Source organism: Pseudomonas sp. S36 (genome assembly GCF_016647875.1).
GTDB lineage: Bacteria > Pseudomonadota > Gammaproteobacteria > Pseudomonadales > Pseudomonadaceae > Aquipseudomonas > Aquipseudomonas parafulva.
The window spans coordinates 55,699-72,721 of sequence record NZ_JACVVG010000025.1; the positions used below are offsets into that span (position 1 = coordinate 55,699).

The following is a 17,023-nucleotide window of genomic DNA, read 5'->3' on the forward strand; positions in this document are numbered from 1 at the left end:
GTGCACGTGGAACAGAACAGCCGGGCCCTGATCGACGGCTTCAACCGGAAAATCGACTACCTGCGGATGTCCGTGACAGACCGCTGCGATTTCCGCTGCGTGTATTGCATGGCCGAAGACATGCAGTTTCTGCCGCGCCAGCAGATCCTGAGCCTCGAGGAACTGTTCCAGGTGGCCGAGCGCTTCGTGGGACTGGGTACCCGCAAGATCCGCCTGACCGGCGGGGAGCCACTGGTGCGTCAAGGCATCGTCGGCTTGTGCGAGCGCATCGCCGCCCTGCCCGGCCTGCGCGAGCTGTGCCTCACCAGCAACGGCTCGCAGTTGGGGCGCCTGGCGCAGCCGCTGTTCGACGCGGGCGTCACACGCCTGAACATCAGCCTCGACAGCCTGAATGCTGCGCGCTTCAAGCAACTGACCCGTACCGGCGACCTGCATCAAGTGATTGCGGGCATCGACGCGGCGCGTCTGGCGGGCTTTCGCCGCACCAAGCTCAACTGCGTGGTGCTCAAGGGCCGCAACGACCATGAGCTGGTAGACCTGGTGCGTTTTGCCATAGACCGCGAGCTGGACATCACTTTCATCGAAGAAATGCCCCTGGGCGTGATCAACGAGCATGAGCGCGGTGAGTCGTTTTGCTCCAGCGACGAAGTGCGCGAGCGCCTGGCCGAGCACTTCAGCCTGATCGAATCTACCGAATCGTCCCAAGGCCCTGCCCGCTACTGGCGGCTGGCCGAAGCGCCGGGCACCCGGGTGGGCTTCATCTCACCCCATAGCCACAACTTTTGCGCCACCTGCAACCGGGTGCGGCTCACCGTGGAAGGCCGCCTTTTACTGTGCCTGGGCAACGAGCACTCGGTTGACCTCAAACACGTGCTGCGCGCCCACCCGGGCAACCCGCAGCGGCTGGAAACAGCCATTCGCGATTCGTTGCACCTGAAACCCTATCGCCACCACTTTGAAGTGGGTGGCGACGTACAGATCCTGCGTTTCATGAACATGACCGGCGGCTGAGCAGCCGTCTCTGGATTTCCATGATCGTTCATCCCACCCATGGTGTGCTGCGGGTGCTGTTCACCCTCAAAGGGTCGATCCTCAAGCGCATCGCCCTGCGCTGCCTGATGGTCACGCTGTTGGCGGCGCTGATTGTATTGGCCGAGCGCCATTACCCGGCATTCTTCTACCCGGTCAGCGCCACGCCCTTCACCCTGCTGGGGCTGTCGCTGTCGATCTTCATGAGTTTTCGCAACAACGCCTGCTACGACCGGTGGTGGGAGGGGCGCAAGGCCTGGGGCAAGCTGATCATCGAAACCCGCTCGTTCGTGCGTGAAAGTGTGGTGATCACCGATGCCCGGTTGCGGGCCGAGCTGCTGCGCAACCTCTGCGGATTTGCCCATGCCCTGAATGCGCGGTTGCGCGGGGAAGATGATGCGGAGGCCGCGCGCCCCTGGTTGGCGCAACCCGAACGGATCAGCGCGCACAATGTATGCGACGGGATTCTGCGTGAGGTCGGTGCGCAGTGCTCGCACCTGGCCGAGCAACAACAGATCAGCGACTGGCGCTATAGCTTGCTGGAGCAGCGGCTGGTGGGCCTGAGCGAGGTGCAGGCCACCTGCGAGCGTATCAAGGGCACGCCGTTGCCGTTCCCCTACACACTGTTGCTGCACCGCACCATCTACATCTTCTGCCTGTTGCTGCCCTTTGCCCTGGCCGAACCGCTGGGCTGGCTGGCGCCGTTGTTCACCACCATCGTGGGGTACACCTTCTTCGGGCTGGATGCCATCGGCAACGAGCTGGAAGACCCATTCGGGCGCGATGAGAACGACCTGCCCACCGATGCCATGGTGCGCACCGTGGAGCGCGATGTGCTGGCTGGGCTGGGGGAAACGTCGTTGCCACCGGCGTTGTTGCCGGTGGGGTATGTGTTGAGTTGACGGTGCAGTGGCGCACGGGCGGCTACCGGGTGATTGGGGCTCAGCCGCGGGTTTCGCAGGGCGCGACCGGCTTCAGATGCTTGACGAAATTGCATGGCCGGTGGCGTGCGTCCAGCTGTTCGGCCAGGATGCCCTCCCAGGCCGTGCGGCAAGCCCCGGTTGAGCCAGGCACGCAGCACACCAGGGTACGGTTGGAAAGCCCTGCCAGGGCACGGCTCTGCACCGTGGAAGTACCGATATCCAGAATCGACAGCGCACGGAACAACTCGCCAAACCCGTCGATGCGCTTGTCCAGCAAACACTCCACCGCTTCCGGGGTACTGTCACGCCCGGTAAAACCGGTGCCGCCCGTGATCAGCACCACCTGCACCTGCTCGTCGGCAATCCAGCTGGCGACCTGCGCACGGATCTTGTAGAGGTCATCCTTCAGCAGTGCCCTCGCCACCAGGCGATGGCCAAACTCCACTGAGCGGCAGGCCAGCAGCTCACCCGAGGTATCGGTGTCGAAAGTACGGGTATCGCTGACGGTCAGCACAGCGATGTTGAGCGGTACAAAGGCCGCATCAGGTTGAACACGCACGGTAAAGCCCCCTCGAAGTCAGTATCGCCACGCTAGAGGCCGGCGCTGCAGGCGTCCAATCGATATCACGTACTGGCCGATCGTTAGCATCTATCGCAGACGTGGGTTAAGGTCTGTACACCCCGTTACCAGGCAAGCGCATGGACATCAAGCAGCTGAAGTTTCTCCTCGCCCTCGACCAGACCCGCCACTTCGGGCAAGCAGCGGCGTTGTGCCACATCACCCAGCCGACCCTGTCCATGCGCTTGCGCAACCTTGAAGATGAACTGGACCTGGTGCTGGTCAAACGGGGCCAGCGATTCGAAGGGTTTACCGAGGCCGGCGAACGCATCCTGGCCTGGGCCCGCACCCTGCTCGCCGCCCACGATGGCCTGCAGGCCGAGGCAGCCAATTGCAGGGGCCAGGTGGTAGGCAGCCTGCGCCTGGGGACGGTACCGTTGGCCAGCTTCAACCCCATGCAATTGTTGTTGCCGCTGCGGGCAAAATACCCCGGGCTGCACTTTCAGCTCAGCTCGCTGAGTTCGGAGCAGGTGGTCGATGGCCTTAGCCGCAACCAGCTCGACCTGGGCATCTGCTACCTGGACCAGGTCAATACCCGGTTCTTCGAGGTCATCGAACTGGGCATCACCACCATGGGCCTGTTGCATGACACCCGGCATTTCCAGTTCACGGGCGATGCCTTGCGCTGGGACCAGCTGGGCGACACGCCCCTGGGCCTACTGAGCAAGGGCATGCACTACCGCCAATCACTGGACCTGAGCCTGCGCAGCCGGGGCCTGGAACCCAATGCGGTGCTGGAAAGCGACTCCAGCTTCCAGCTGATCCAGGCCATCAGTAGCGGCCTGTGCTGCGCAATCATGCCGCTGGGCTGCGGCCTGGAAGCCCTCAGCGAGCACCTGCGCATCCTGCCGGTGGTGGATGCCGCCATCCACAGCCCCGTGGGCCTGCTGCTGCGCCGCAGCGAACCGCGTTCGGCCATTGCCGAGCAGTGCTTTACCGAGGCGAAAGCACTGTTTCAGGCGCCCTGAACACTGGTCGCCTGGCGGTACTGGCGGGGGGTGAACCCGGTCAGTTGCTTGAACTGGCGGCTGAAGGCGCTGTGGTCGGTGTAGCCGCAGCGTAGGGCGACCTCGGTGATTGGCAGCTCGGAATGCAGCAGCCGGTGGGCCTGTTCCAGGCGCGCCTTGTGAATCATCTGCCGGGGGGTGAGGTGAAACACCCGCTTGCAGTAACGCTCCAGTTGCGCGACGGATATGCCCGCTATGCGGGTCAGCTCCCGCATGCTGATCGGCTGCTGGAAGTGGCGACGAATGTGCTCGTCCACAGCGGCAAGGCGCTGATAGGCGGGGTGCGTGTCTGCCGCTGACTGCAGGTCCACCGAAATGCCGATCAGGCCAATGATGGCCCCTTCCACATTGTGCAAGGGGCGCTTGTGGGTCAGGCACCAGCCGGCCTCGCGGCTGCCATACAGGTGCAACTCCAGCTGGTCTTCGAGCACCAGGCCTTCCTTCAGCACGCGGCGGTCCTGCTCGGTGTAGCCCGGGCCCAGCTGCGCCGGAAACACCTCGGCGCTGGTCTTGCCCAGCAACGGCGCCAGCCCTTTGAGCCCACAGCGCTGCACCAGGGTAGTGTTGGCCAGCACATAGCGGGCAGCTTCATCCTTGATGAAGATCGCCGCGTTGGGGATGGCGTCAAGGATGGGCAGCAGCAGCGATACGCCGCCCAGCAGCGCCTCAAGGTTGGCCGGCCGGTACCGCTCCAGCGCTGGGCACAGGGTAGCCAGGGGGGTAGGCATCATCTCTAAAGCCCATGTTCAGTAAGGCTCCGAGCCTATCTCCACGGCCTTGCGGCACGCCAACGGTTTTTCGTGACTGTGCCGATTTCGTCATGCCGCCTGCAGAAAACCATCAAGAACCGCCCCGCCGATCGGTTCACTCTATGCCCCATGCAAGCCGCCCATGTTCCACAAAAGCGCGGCCGAAACGCCGCACCTCGTGACATCAGACCTGCCTATCCAATAACCAACAAAAAGGCGAACCCATGTCAGGCAAATTCAAGAAACAGCTGTCATTGCTGGACCTCACCTTCATCGGCCTAGGGGCCATCTTCGGCTCCGGCTGGCTGTTCGCTGCCAGCCACGTATCAGCCATTGCCGGCCCTGCGGGCATTCTGTCGTGGTTTCTGGGCGGCTTTGCCGTGCTGCTGCTGGGCATCGTGTATTGCGAGCTGGGCGCGGCCTTGCCGCGTGCCGGCGGCGTGGTGCGCTACCCGGTGTATTCCCACGGGCCACTGCTGGGCTACCTGATGGGGTTCATCACCCTGATCGCCTTTTCCAGCCTGATCGCCATCGAAGTGGTCGCCTCGCGCCAGTACGCCGCTGCCTGGTTCCCGGGGCTGACAAAGGCCGGCTCCAGCGACCCGACCGTGCTCGGCTGGCTGGTGCAGTTCGCGCTGTTGGGGCTGTTCTTCATCCTGAACTACCGCAGCGTGAAAACCTTCGCCAAAGCCAACAACCTGGTCAGCGTGTTCAAGTTCATCGTGCCGCTGCTGGTGATCGGGGTGCTGTTCACCTTCTTCAAACCCGAGAATTTCCAGGTACAGGGTTTTGCGCCGTTTGGCCTGTCCGGGGTGGAAATGGCGGTATCGGCCGGCGGCATCATTTTCGCCTACCTGGGCCTCACACCGATCATCTCGGTGGCCAGCGAGGTCAAGAACCCGCAACGCACCATTCCCATTGCGCTGATACTGTCGGTGCTGCTGTCCACCGCGATCTACGCCCTGCTGCAACTGGCATTTCTCGGCAGCGTGCCCACTGACATGCTGGCCAATGGCTGGTCGGCGGTAACCCAGGAACTGGCCCTGCCCTACCGCGATATCGCCCTGGCCTTGGGTGTGGGCTGGCTGGCCTACCTGGTGGTGGCGGATGCGGTGATCTCCCCAAGCGGCTGCGGCAACATCTACATGAACGCCACCCCCCGCGTGGTGTATGGCTGGGCGAAGACCGGCACGTTCTTCCGGTACTTCACCCGCGTCGATGAGCAGTCTGGTATTCCGCGCCCGGCCCTGTGGCTGACGTTCGGCCTGGCGGTGTTCTGGACCCTGCCGTTCCCCTCGTGGGAAGCGCTGATCAACGTGGTGTCCGCTGCACTGGTGCTGAGCTACGCCGTCGCCCCGGTGACCGTCGCCGCCCTGCGCCGAAACGCTCCCGACATGCCGCGCCCGTTCCGGGTCAAGGGCATGGGGGTACTGGGCCCGCTGTCGTTCATCATCGCCGCACTGATCGTGTATTGGTCGGGCTGGGGTACGGTGTCCTGGCTGCTGGCGCTGCAAATTTTGATGTTCGTGCTGTACCTGGTGTGTGCGCGCTTCGTGCCCACCGAGCACGTGTCGCTGGCCCAGCAGGTGCGCTCGTCGGCGTGGCTGATCGGCTTCTACGCCGTGACCATCCTGCTGTCCTGGCTAGGCAGCTTCGGCGGCACCGGGGTGATCGGCCACCCGCTCGACACTGTGATCGTCGCCGCGTGTGCGCTTGGCATTTACTACTGGGGCGCGTGCACCGGGGTGCCGGCACATCTGGTGCGCCTGGAGGGCGAGGATGAAAGCGAAGCCAGCCAAGCGCCGTTGGTCGCCCAACGCCCGGCGGTAACGGCGCCCTGAAGGCCCGCACCCACAGCGCAAGTCTTCGCCAACCACACGACGGACACGACCATGAAACAGATACACATCATCGACTCGCATACCGGCGGCGAACCTACGCGCCTGGTAATGAAAGGCTTCCCGCACCTGCACGGTCTCAGCATGGCCGAGCAGCGCGACGAACTGCGCGAGCGGCACGACGCGTGGCGCCGGGCCTGCCTGCTGGAGCCGCGGGGCAACGACGTGCTGGTGGGGGCGCTGTACTGCCCACCGGTGTCGGCGGACGCCACCTGCGGGGTGATCTTCTTCAACAACGCCGGTTACCTGAACATGTGTGGCCACGGCACCATCGGCCTGGTTGCCTCGCTGCAGCACCTGGGCCTGATCGCACCGGGGGTGCACAAGATCGACACCCCGGTCGGCCAGGTCAGCGCCACCCTGCATGAGGACGGCGCCATTACCGTCGGCAACGTGCCCGCCTACCGCTACCGCCAGCAGGTGGCGGTGGATGTGCCCGGCCATGGCGTAGTGCACGGCGATATCGCCTGGGGTGGCAACTGGTTCTTCCTGGTCAGCGAGCATGGCCAGCGCCTTGAACTGAGCAACCGCGAAGCCCTCACCGACTACACCTGGGCCATGCTCAAGGCCCTCGAAGCCCAAGGCATTACCGGTGAGCACGGTGCCCCCATCGACCATGTCGAGCTGTTTGCCGAAGACGCCGCAGCCGACAGCCGCAACTTCGTCATGTGCCCGGGCAAAGCCTACGACCGTTCGCCCTGCGGCACCGGCACCAGCGCCAAGCTGGCCTGCCTGGCGGCAGACGGCAAGCTGGCCGAGGGCCAGGCCTGGGTACAGGCCAGCATCACCGGCAGCCAGTTCACTGGCCGCTACGAGCGTGACGGTGAGCGGATTCGCCCGTTCATTACCGGCCGCGCCTACATGACCGCCGACAGCACGCTGCTGATCGACGAACAGGACCCCTTCGCCTGGGGCATCTGACCCCCTGTTTTCCTTTACCACCCGACACCGCCAGGAGCATTAACAATGACTGACAACATCTTCACCGGCACCATGCCCGCCCTGATGACCCCCTGCACCGCCGAGCGCAAACCGGACTACGACGCACTGGTGCGCAAGGGCCGTGAGCTGATCGAGGCTGGCATGAGCGCAGTGGTGTACTGCGGCTCGATGGGTGACTGGCCACTGCTCAGCGAAGCCGAGCGCCAGGAGGGTGTGGCGCGGCTGGTGGCAGCGGGCATCCCGACCATCGTCGGTACCGGCGCGGTGAACACCCGCGAGGCCGTCGCCCACGCTGCCCACGCGGCCAAGGTGGGCGCCGCGGGCCTGATGGTCATTCCACGGGTACTCAGCAGGGGTGCATCGCTGATTGCCCAGAAGCACCACTTCGCGGCGATTCTGGCCGCCGCGCCTGCGCTGCCGGCAGTGATCTACAACAGCCCGTACTACGGCTTCGCCACCCGCGCCGACCTGTTCTTCGAACTGCGCCAGCAATTCCCCAACCTGATCGGCTTCAAGGAGTTCGGCGGCGGCGCGGACCTGCGCTATGCGGCCGAGCACATCACCTCCCAGGATGACGGTGTGACGCTGATGGTGGGCGTGGATACCCAGGTGGTGCATGGCTTCGTCAACTGCAACGCCACCGGCGCCATCACCGGCATCGGTAACGCCTTGCCACGGGAGGTGCTGCAACTGGTGAGCCTGAGCAAGCAGGCTGCCAAGGGCGACGCCCGAGCCCGCCGCCTGGCCCGTGAGCTGGAAGCGGCACTGGGGGTGCTGTCGTCGTTCGATGAAGGTTGCGACCTGGTGCTGTACTACAAGCACCTGATGGTGCTCAACGGCGACACGGAGTACACCCTGCACTTCAACGAAACCGATGCCCTGACCGATGCCCAGCGCAACTACGCCGAGCAGCAGTACGCGCTGTTCCGTAGCTGGTATGCGCACTGGTCGACCGAGCAGAACGTGGCCTGACCGCAGCCGCCCTCTCCTGCACCTGCATTGCATTCACAAGGAGTCACCATGCCCCTCACAGGTAAACTGCTGATCGGCCAAACCCCGGTAGCCGGTACACGCCAAGCCCTGCGCGCCATCAACCCGGCCAGCGGCCAGGCACTGGAGCCGGCGTACCAGGGCGGCACGGGCGAACACGTGGCCCAGGCCTGCGCCCTGGCCTGGGCGGCGTTCGACGTCTATCGCGAAACCACACTGGAACAGCGTGCCGGCTTTCTGGAAGCAATCGCCGCACACATCGAAGCCCTCGGCGATGCACTGATCGAGCGCGCCGTCGCCGAAACGGGCCTGCCCACGGCGCGTATCCAGGGCGAGCGCGGCCGCACCTGCACCCAGTTGCGCGCTTTCGCCCGCGTGGTGCAGGCCGGTGAGTGGCTGGACGTAAGGGTCGACCCGGCCCTGCCGGAGCGCCAACCCCTGCCCCGCCCTGACCTGCGCCAACGGCACATCGCCCTGGGGCCGGTCGCGGTATTCGGCGCCAGCAACTTCCCGCTGGCGTTCTCGGTAGCCGGTGGCGACACCGCCTCGGCGCTGGCGGCCGGCTGCCCGGTAGTGGTCAAGGCGCACGGCGCTCACCCTGGCACCAGCGAACTGGTAGGCCAGGCCGTGGCAAACGCCGTCCAGCAGTGCGGGCTGCCTGAAGGGGTGTTCTCGCTGCTGTACGGTTCGGGCCGTGAAGTGGGCATCGCGCTGGTCAGCGACCCCCGCATCAAGGCCGTGGGCTTTACCGGTTCACGCAGCGGCGGCCTGGCCTTGTGCCAAGCCGCCCAGGCTCGGCCCGAACCTGTTCCGGTGTATGCGGAGATGAGCTCGATCAACCCGGTGTTCCTGTTCGGTGCGGCCTTGCAGGCACGCGCTGAAGCCATGGCCCAGGGGTTCATTGGCTCACTCACTCAAGGTGCAGGGCAGTTCTGTACCAACCCAGGGTTGGTGATCGCCAAGCAGGGGCCTGATTTGCAACGCTTCATCCAGGCTGCCAGTCAGCATGTGAGCCAGGCCGCAGCGCAGACCATGCTCACCCCCGGGATTTTTGCCGCCTACCAGGCAGGCATCGGTGCCCTGGCTGAAAATGGAGGTGCCTCGCAGGTGGCGAGCGGCCTTGCGGCCGAGGGCGTCAACCAAGGCCAGGCGCACCTGTTCGTGGCCGAGGCCGAGGCGTTTCTCGCCGACCCTACACTGCAGGCCGAAGTATTTGGTGCCACATCGCTGGTGGTGGCCTGTGCCAGCGACCAGCAGATGCGTGAAGTGGCCGATCACCTCGAGGGCCAGCTCACTGCTACCCTGCAATTGGACGACGCCGACATCGACAGCGCCCGCGCCCTGCTGCCCACCCTGGAACGCAAGGCTGGGCGGATTCTGGTCAATGGCTGGCCGACCGGTGTAGAGGTGTGTGACGCCATGGTGCATGGTGGGCCATTCCCGGCCACGTCCGATGCCCGCAGCACGTCGGTGGGCACCGCGGCCATCCAGCGTTTCCTGCGGCCGGTGTGCTATCAGGACTTTCCTGACGCGCTGTTGCCTGAGGCGTTGCAGCACACCAACCCGTTGCAACTGCGGCGCCTGCTCGACGGCAAGCGGGAAGGCTGAGCATGGAGCACACCCCCGCAAACGATATCGTGGTAGTGGGTGCCGGCATCATCGGTGTGGCCTGCGCCCTGCAGCTGGCACGCCAGGGCCGGCAGGTACTGCTGGTTGACCGCCAGCTCCCCGGCCAGGGGGCATCCTGGGGCAATGCGGGGCACCTGGCTACCGAGCAGGTGTTCCCCATCGCCGACCTGTCGATTCTCAAGCGCCTGCCGCGCATGCTCCTGGACCCGATGGGGCCACTGCGCCTGGACTGGAAGTACCTGCCCAAGGCGATGCCCTGGTTCACCCGCCTGCTGCTCAACCTGCGCCCGGCACCGTTCCAGCGCAGCGTCGCGGGTATTCGCGCGCTCAACGAAGCCAGCCTGGCGGCCTGGCAGCAGCTGCTGGGGTCGATCGGGCGCAGCGACCTGTTTCATCAGGACGGCTCGCTGCTGGTGTTCGAGCGGCCAGAATCCAGTGAGGCGCTGGCGGCGTTGCGCAGCCGCATGCAGCAACAGGCCGTACCGGTGGAGCTGTGGTCTGCGCGGCAGGTACAGGCCGCTGCGCCCCAGCTGAACCCAAGCCTGCTGGGCGGTTTGTTCTTCCCGTCCACTGGCCACTTCATCGACCCCTATCGGGTGCTGTGCGAGCTGTTCGAGGCGGCCCAGGCCGAGGGCGTACGCTTCATGCAGGCTCAGGTCGACGGTGGGCGGCTGCACAGCGCCGGGGTAACCCTTGCCAGCAACTGCGGTGCGCTGCATGCCCGCCAGGTGTTGCTGAGTTGTGGCGCGCATTCGGCGCACCTCACTGCTGCGCTCACGGGCAAGCAGGTGCCACTGGACACCGAACGGGGGTACCACCTGATGCTGCCGGCCGAACACGAACGCCTGCCGTTCGCCGTCACATCCCTTGAGCGCAAGTTCATCATGACGCCCATGACCGGGGGGTTACGCCTGGCCGGCACGGTCGAGTTCGCCGGCCTGCAAGCCCCCCCGAGCATGCAGCGGGCGTGGCAACTGCACCGGTTGAGCAAGGGGTTGTTCAGGGAAGACTTGAGCACCGAGGGTGCGAGCCCCTGGATGGGGATGCGCCCGTCATTGCCAGACTCATTGCCGGTGATCGACCGGGTGTGTGAAGGCCGAGTGCTGCTGGCTTTCGGTCATCAGCACCTGGGCTTGACCCAGGCAGCGGTCACAGCGCAATGGGTGGGTCGGCTGGCCGAGGCGCTTGGCGGCCCTGAAACCCGGGCATACCGCCTGGACCGCTTCTGATCACCCGATACCACTGCTGCTAAGGCGCTTCCGGGTAGCTGTACTCAAATACCCGCACCACTTCGGAAGCATGCCAGGACGCTGCCTCCATGCCATCGACCGGGCCCGAAAAGCGACCCAGCTTTTCGACGCACTCGAAAAACCCGGTACGGGGCAGCCGGCTGGCACCCTGGCTGATCACCAGCGAACTTCGCAGTGGCTGCTCGGCCCGGGCATCCAGCACGGCCAGGTACTCCAGCGCTGCGGTCAGTGTCTGCATGGCCGGGCTGGGCAATTGCAAGCGCTCGATAAGCGCACGGTAGGTCAGCAGATGGCGTTGACGCCTGGCCAGATCAAGCTCGCCCAGCAGGTTATCCCAATGCTGGCGGCTGATCCTGACGTGGCTCATGACACCTCGCTCCAGCCAGCCACGCCCAGGTGCCACGCCAATGCGCGGCGGATGGCAGCATCAGGCTGGCGCTCGCCGGCTTCAATCATGGCCAGGTAAGCGGGGCTTACCCCTACGTTTCGGGCCAACTGTTCGGCAGCAATCCCTTTGGCTCTGCGGATATCCCCCACCTCACTGAAGGCGGGCGCGGGTGCAGGTGGCTGCTGCTCGCCGCTTTCGCCGCCTGTGACGGGGGGCGTTGCCGGGGCCTGCCCTGCAGCCTTCAGCAACGCCTGATAGTGCTCCCACGGAATGACGGCGTACTCTGGCTGACCGTCCCGGCTGATGACCTGAATACCCATTACGAACCCCTCAAGAGGATTACCGCATGTAATCCGTTGGCATAATCCTTATGCCAATTATATGACCAAGTCCGCGATCTGTGCAGCCAGGCACCTTCGCGGCCAGGCTGAGGGGCTGACATCAGGGCGCAGGACGCTCCAGGCGCAGGGCTTCGGGGGTAGCTGGCAACCGCTCCACCACGCGCAGGCGCTCGGGGGCCTGGCTGTCGCGCCACGCCTTGAACCGCGCCAGCTCATCGGCCACGGTCTTCATTACCCAGCCCAGCACGGCAATGTCATCCAGGAAGCCCACACCCAATAACCAATCGGGGATGGCGTCGATGGGGCTTACGAAATACAGCAGACCTGCCACGATCGTGACAAGCGCTTTGGGGCTTATGGCACGGTACTCGCCGCGCCACCATGCCAGGCACAGCGACTGCATCAGCTTCACGTCTTCACGCAACTTGCCCAGCCGCGGGCCTTTGCGAGCCACAGCAAACAGCAGTGCAGGCAAGCGACCGCGGCTGAGCAGGCGCTCGGCCAGCGGCAGAAAGCGAGCGAAATTCCAGGGTGCATTCATGGAGCCTCCAGGACGGAAGAGGTTATCCACATTTATTGTGGATAACCTTGTGAACAGGGCGGTGTTTCTGACGTCAGGTGCCTATCAGACAAGGGCCAAGGTCAGATCGGGCGTTTTTTACACAGCCGTTACAGCCTCGCATACGCGTACGGGCCAAACGGCTCAGGTTAGACGCTTCCTGCTTCTACACGCTGCATGTCCTCGGACACTATCAGCACTTGCCGGTTCGACCAAGCACTCTGCACAAACACGAACGCCCCGTCGGGACGGGGCGTTCAGGGTTGCCGCAAGCGGCTTTTACTTGGCAGGTGCTTCAGCAGGGGCTTCAGCTGGGGCGTCTGCTTCAGGTTCAGCGCCTTGCAACTGAGCCGGGTCCTTGATGGCGATCAGCTCAAGGTCGAACACCAATACCGAGTTTGCCGGGATCAGCGGGCTTGGGCTCTGTGCGCCGTAGGCCAGCTCAGCCGGGATGAACAGCTTGTACTTCTCGCCCACGTGCATCAGTTGCAGGCCTTCGACCCAACCGGGGATCACGCCGCTCACCGGCAGATCGATCGGGCTGCCGCGCTCGACCGAGCTGTCGAACACCTTGCCATCGATCAGCTTGCCTTCGTAGTGAACGGTCACCACATCGGTAGGTTTGGGCTGCGGGCCGTCGGCCTTCTTCACCACTTCATACTGCAGGCCAGATGCCGTGGTAACCACGCCCGGCTTCTTGGCGTTTTCTTCCAGGAACTTCTTGCCGGCAGAGGCCGCTTCTTCGCTGGCCTTGGCCAGACGTTCTTCGGCGCGTTTCTGCAGTGCGGTGAAGGCCTCTACCAGCTCTTCGTCCTTCAGGCGCTGCTCTTTCTTGCCAACGGCGTCTTCGATACCCAGCGCGACTGCTTTCGAATCAAGGTCATCCATGCCTTCCTGAGCCAGGCTCTTGCCCATGTTCAGGCCGATACCGTAGGAGGCTTTCTGCGCGGGGGTCTTCAGTTCGGGGCTGCTGGCCTGCTGGTCGCAACCAGCCAGTACCAGGCCTACCAGGGCAACCGCAGCCGCCAAACGATGCTGTTTCATGCTATTTCCTTGTTCATGCGCCATAAGGGCAATCAGGGTGTAGGCCGCGAGCTTAGCAGGCGGTCGTCACCAATGGCTACCGGCATAGGAGCGGGTTTCACGCAATAAGTTCAGCAGGCCACGGACGGCGTCGCTTGTTGCCAAGCCGGACGCCAGTATTGGCCATTCTCTTCATTGAAGCACCGAGCAAAAAGGTGTGGGCGCGCATGAAAAAGCCGGCCAAGCCCGCGACAAAACTGATAATTCTGACAGTAGCGCACCACAAGCGCCTGCCTTCCAATGGCTGACAAGGCATTCGCAAGAAAGCCCGACCTGAGTTTGCCACTACGAAGGATAGGTTATGAACATCTCACGCAAGCCCAACCGCTCGACCCGCGTGCCACCGTCCGTAAACAACGCTGACAGAGAAGTGGCCGCCGCACCCATCGATACACGCTATGGCGTGGAAGGGCTGGGCTATTTCTTACCCCAGGAAAGGGGCAGCCGCAGTACCAGCACAGGATTTATCAAAAGCCATACCCAGCCGGGGCGGACCTACGGCATTGGCCGCAGCACCAACCTGGAAACGTCGCACACCACGGTCTTCGTAGCCTGCCTCACGGAGTACGGCCAGCTGGACAAAAGCTTCCATGCGGACGGGATTTTTGATTTCAACACAATCGGCGACACCCGGTACGCAGCGCTCAACAGCATCATCGAAGACAGGCAGGGCAACCTGCTGGTCATCTTGAGCCTGGATGGCGAGTCAGCCAGCCAGATATGGAGGCTGACAGCGAGCGGTGAGCCCGACCTGAGTTTCGGTCAGGGGAAAGGCTATGTGGATACCCGCGGCCTGATCGACGAGGCGCTGGTGCTTGAGCGCCTGGCAATGGTTGGCCAAGGCATCTTCGTCGCGGGCCTGCGCCGAGGGCCTGAAAAATTCGAGCCGGTGATTGTAGCCTTCGATAACGACGGCAGACTGCGCAGGGACTTCGGCACTGACGGGATACTGGATGGCACTCAACTCATTCCTGACACCAGCCAGCACATCATCGATGGCATTGCCGCTTTCGCTCCGCAAGCAGGCACTGAGCGCCTGCTCGTCACACTCTACCTTCTGCGCGATGACGTGATCTACAGCGTTGCAATGGCACTGACCACCGAAGGTAAATTCGACACCTCGTTTGGTGATGACGGCCTGTACTGGTCCGATGACAATGTGATCCTTTACGGCCTGTCCGTCGACGTCAAGGCGAAGCGCATTTCCTTCTACGGCAGCATAATGCCCGACGAGGATGGCCCGGAATTCCCGGCCGTTTACCGCTTAGACTACGCCGGTAAGCCGGCAAAAGAGTTCAACAACGGCAACATGCTTGTGTTCGAGCGCCCAGGTGCCTGGACCTCAGGCATGGAAGATGGAAGCGGGCTTGTGGGCTATGGACAGTTCTATACCTACACACTCGCTTTTCGCCTGACTGCGGCTGGCACGTTTGACGACACCTTTGTTCCACCCCGAGGCTATGGGCAATACGGTGCCCGAGGCGACGACGGTTTTTACTCATCTGATGCGCCGCCTGTATACGACGCCGCGCATAAACGCCTGTTGATCAGCGGCCATATGGAGGCAACGCCTGGCTTCAACGTCCCAGGCGTAATCGCCATATCCATGCGGCCCACTTGATCAACCAACAATCGCTGATAGGGGCGCTGGCCGGCCTCAAGCGCTCCCTCGCAGCGAGGCTCAAGGGTATACCCGCTCCCGATACTGCGCGGCCACCTCACGCAACACGTCGCACACCCACTGCCCCGGCAGGCTCTGTGCCAGTGCAGCATTGCGGCAGATGCCCACCGAACCGCCAGGCTCGCGCACGCCCAGGTCGAGTTCGACCAGGTCGCCACGGCGCAGGTCCAGCAGCACAGCGTCGCGCGGGGCTACCCAAACCGCGTCGCTGCCCTGCACGTAACGCCGGCTCAGCACCAGCGACAAGGTTTCCAGGCGCTGTGCGGGCATCTGGATGCCGCATTGCACGAACAGGCTGTCGGCATGCTGACGGATCGTCGTACCGGCCGGCGGCACTACCAGTGGGTACTGCCCTACACGCGCCCGTTCGAGCGGTGTAGCAGCCAGCAGCGGGTGACCGGCGCGCACCACCAGGGTCATGGACTCGCTGTACAGGTGCTCGAACGAAAGGCCCTGTATCTGCGGGCTGTCGGTCATCCGCCCCACCACCAGCTCCAACTCACCCACGCGCAACTGGCCAAGCAATTGCGCACTCACGCCGGTCACCACGTTGATGACCAAGGCCTGGTGGCGCTGATGCAGGCGGCACAGTACCTCGGGCATCAACAGGCTTTCGACCGTGGACAGCACACCGATGCGCACCTGGGACGGCACCTGCGCCTCGCCGCGCAGGCAGCTGACGCCATCGCGCAGGGCCTGCACACTGGGCCCTGCATAACGCATGAAGCGTGTGCCAGCGGGGGTCAGTTCAACGCCCTGGCGGCCACGCACGAACAGCCTGGCCTGCAGTAGGTCTTCGAGTTCCCTGAGGGTCTTGGAGATCGCCGGCTGGCTGATGGCGAGCACGTCTGCCGCCCTGGCCAGGCTGCCCTGCCGGGCAATCTCCAGAAAGCACAGTAGGTGGCGGTACTTGATACGGGTGTCGAGGTTCATGGCGCCAGCTTACCGCATTGTCGGCAAGGCCGTGCCCCCTGCGGCCCCGCCGCATTGGCAACCTGGGTACGGCAGGCGCTATGCTTGAGCAAATTTCCGCATGAGCAACTGCCCTCCCCCATGTCCAAGGTCATCATCAAGACCCCCGCCCAACTCGACCTGATGCGCCGCGCCGGCCAGCTTCTGGCGCAAGTGTTCGCCGATCTCGACAGCTTTATCCGCCCGGGTGTCACCACCCTGCAGATCAACGACCGGGCCGAGGCGTTCATCCTCGACACACTCAGGGCACGCCCCGCCAGCAAGGGGCAGTATGGCTTCCCCTATGCGCTCAACACCTCGGTGGATCACGTGGTGTGCCACGGTATGCCCAAGGCCGATGAGGTGCTTCAGGCGGGGTCCATCATCAATGTCGATATCACCCTGGAACAGGGTGGGTACATTGCGGACTCCTCGAAGATGTACAGCCTGGGGCCGGTAAGCGAAGAGGCGCGCCATCTGGTAGCGACCACCTACGATGCGCTGTGGAAAGGCATCGAACAGGTGCGCCCGGGGGCCACGCTGGGTGATATCGGCCACGCTATCCAGGCTCACGCCGAGGGCGCAGGCTACAGTGTGGTTCGGGAGTACTGCGGCCATGGCATCGGCCAGCAGATGCACGAGGCGCCCGAAGTGCTACACGTGGGCCAACGCGGCATGGGCATGAAGCTGAAATCTGGCATGGTGTTTACCATCGAACCGATGATCAACCAAGGTGGGCGCGGTACCCGGACGTTGAAAGATGGCTGGACGGTGATCACCCGTGACCACAGCCTCTCGGCCCAGTGGGAGCATACCGTGGCGGTAACCGAAGAAGGCTATGAAGTGCTGACCTTGCGCGATGAAGAGCGTTGCCGCCACTGAACGTGCGGTGAAAACGCCAGGACGAAAAAAGCGACCCTAAGGTCGCTTTTTTGTTGCTTCAGGGTGTTCAGTGGGCCCTTGAAGCGGAATATGGCGCAGCGG

17 protein-coding genes are annotated in these 17,023 nt (G+C 63.9%); 10 read left to right on the forward strand and 7 right to left on the reverse strand.

Annotated features, from left to right (window positions below; translation table 11 throughout):
- Window positions 1-6 precede the first annotated feature (6 nt).
- Window positions 7-1,011: a GTP 3',8-cyclase MoaA gene (gene moaA, locus IAE36_RS15190; protein ID WP_201213232.1), complete on the forward strand. Its 1,005-nt coding sequence runs from the start codon at window positions 7-9 to the stop codon at window positions 1,009-1,011.
- Between the two features lie 20 nt (window positions 1,012-1,031).
- Window positions 1,032-1,931, forward strand: coding sequence for a bestrophin family protein (locus IAE36_RS15195; RefSeq protein ID WP_201213233.1), 900 nt, complete (start codon window positions 1,032-1,034; stop codon window positions 1,929-1,931).
- Between the two features lie 40 nt (window positions 1,932-1,971).
- Here IAE36_RS15195 and moaB read toward each other — a convergent pair whose 3' ends face one another.
- A complete protein-coding gene (gene moaB, locus IAE36_RS15200; protein WP_201213235.1) occupies window positions 1,972-2,511 on the reverse strand; it encodes a molybdenum cofactor biosynthesis protein B in 540 nt (179 codons plus the stop codon).
- Window positions 2,512-2,651: 140 nt separating this feature from the next.
- On the opposite strand from moaB, the gene IAE36_RS15205 reads away from it, so the two are divergent.
- The gene (locus IAE36_RS15205; RefSeq protein WP_060481332.1) at window positions 2,652-3,539 is read left to right on the forward strand and encodes a LysR family transcriptional regulator; all 888 of its coding nucleotides are present in this window, start codon (window positions 2,652-2,654) and stop codon (window positions 3,537-3,539) included.
- Here the strand turns inward: IAE36_RS15205 and IAE36_RS15210 are convergent.
- Window positions 3,527-4,309 (reverse strand): AraC family transcriptional regulator, encoded by a 783-nt coding sequence (locus IAE36_RS15210; RefSeq protein WP_028635401.1) that lies wholly within the window; start codon window positions 4,307-4,309, stop codon window positions 3,527-3,529. The genes IAE36_RS15205 and IAE36_RS15210 overlap by 13 nt on opposite strands.
- A 242-nt stretch (window positions 4,310-4,551) precedes the next feature.
- Between IAE36_RS15210 and IAE36_RS15215 the strand changes: the two genes are divergently transcribed.
- The 5 genes from IAE36_RS15215 to IAE36_RS15235 are packed head-to-tail and all read left to right on the forward strand — an operon-like array spanning window position 4,552 to window position 11,015.
- Entirely contained in the window at window positions 4,552-6,168 is a 1,617-nt protein-coding gene (locus tag IAE36_RS15215) for an APC family permease (protein ID WP_201213236.1), read from the forward strand.
- Between the two features lie 51 nt (window positions 6,169-6,219).
- A complete protein-coding gene (locus tag IAE36_RS15220; protein WP_201213238.1) occupies window positions 6,220-7,146 on the forward strand; it encodes a 4-hydroxyproline epimerase in 927 nt (308 codons plus the stop codon).
- A 45-nt stretch (window positions 7,147-7,191) separates the two neighbouring features.
- Entirely contained in the window at window positions 7,192-8,139 is a 948-nt protein-coding gene (locus IAE36_RS15225) for a dihydrodipicolinate synthase family protein (protein WP_201213240.1), read from the forward strand.
- Window positions 8,140-8,187: 48 nt separating this feature from the next.
- A complete protein-coding gene (locus tag IAE36_RS15230; protein WP_201213243.1) occupies window positions 8,188-9,765 on the forward strand; it encodes an aldehyde dehydrogenase (NADP(+)) in 1,578 nt (525 codons plus the stop codon).
- Between the two features lie 2 nt (window positions 9,766-9,767).
- A complete protein-coding gene (locus tag IAE36_RS15235) occupies window positions 9,768-11,015 on the forward strand; it encodes an NAD(P)/FAD-dependent oxidoreductase (RefSeq protein ID WP_201213245.1) in 1,248 nt (415 codons plus the stop codon).
- 19 nt (window positions 11,016-11,034) lie between these two features.
- Here the strand turns inward: IAE36_RS15235 and IAE36_RS15240 are convergent, their stop codons facing one another.
- From IAE36_RS15240 to IAE36_RS15255, 4 genes are all read right to left on the reverse strand, one after another.
- Complete coding sequence (locus tag IAE36_RS15240) at window positions 11,035-11,403, reverse strand: hypothetical protein (RefSeq protein ID WP_028635395.1); 369 nt, start codon at window positions 11,401-11,403, stop codon at window positions 11,035-11,037.
- Window positions 11,400-11,744 carry a helix-turn-helix domain-containing protein gene (locus IAE36_RS15245; RefSeq protein WP_201213247.1) on the reverse strand — a complete coding sequence of 115 codons (345 nt, stop codon included), beginning with the start codon at window positions 11,742-11,744 and terminating at the stop codon, window positions 11,400-11,402. Before IAE36_RS15245 ends, IAE36_RS15240 begins: the two co-directional genes overlap by 4 nt.
- Window positions 11,745-11,865: 121 nt before the next feature.
- On the reverse strand, window positions 11,866-12,306 hold the full coding sequence (locus tag IAE36_RS15250; protein ID WP_060481325.1) for a YkvA family protein: 441 nt from the start codon (window positions 12,304-12,306) through the stop codon (window positions 11,866-11,868).
- A 297-nt stretch (window positions 12,307-12,603) separates the two neighbouring features.
- A complete protein-coding gene (locus tag IAE36_RS15255; RefSeq protein WP_028635392.1) occupies window positions 12,604-13,368 on the reverse strand; it encodes an FKBP-type peptidyl-prolyl cis-trans isomerase in 765 nt (254 codons plus the stop codon).
- A gap of 340 nt (window positions 13,369-13,708) precedes the next feature.
- Between IAE36_RS15255 and IAE36_RS15260 the strand changes: the two genes are divergently transcribed.
- Complete coding sequence (locus tag IAE36_RS15260; protein WP_236408933.1) at window positions 13,709-15,028, forward strand: hypothetical protein; 1,320 nt, start codon at window positions 13,709-13,711, stop codon at window positions 15,026-15,028.
- A 60-nt stretch (window positions 15,029-15,088) separates the two neighbouring features.
- Here the strand turns inward: IAE36_RS15260 and pcaQ are convergent, their stop codons facing one another.
- Entirely contained in the window at window positions 15,089-16,021 is a 933-nt protein-coding gene (gene pcaQ, locus IAE36_RS15265; protein ID WP_201213249.1) for a pca operon transcription factor PcaQ, read from the reverse strand.
- A gap of 120 nt (window positions 16,022-16,141) precedes the next feature.
- Between pcaQ and map the strand changes: the two genes are divergently transcribed.
- Entirely contained in the window at window positions 16,142-16,921 is a 780-nt protein-coding gene (map, locus tag IAE36_RS15270; protein WP_201213252.1) for a type I methionyl aminopeptidase, read from the forward strand.
- Window positions 16,922-17,023: the final 102 nt, after the last annotated feature.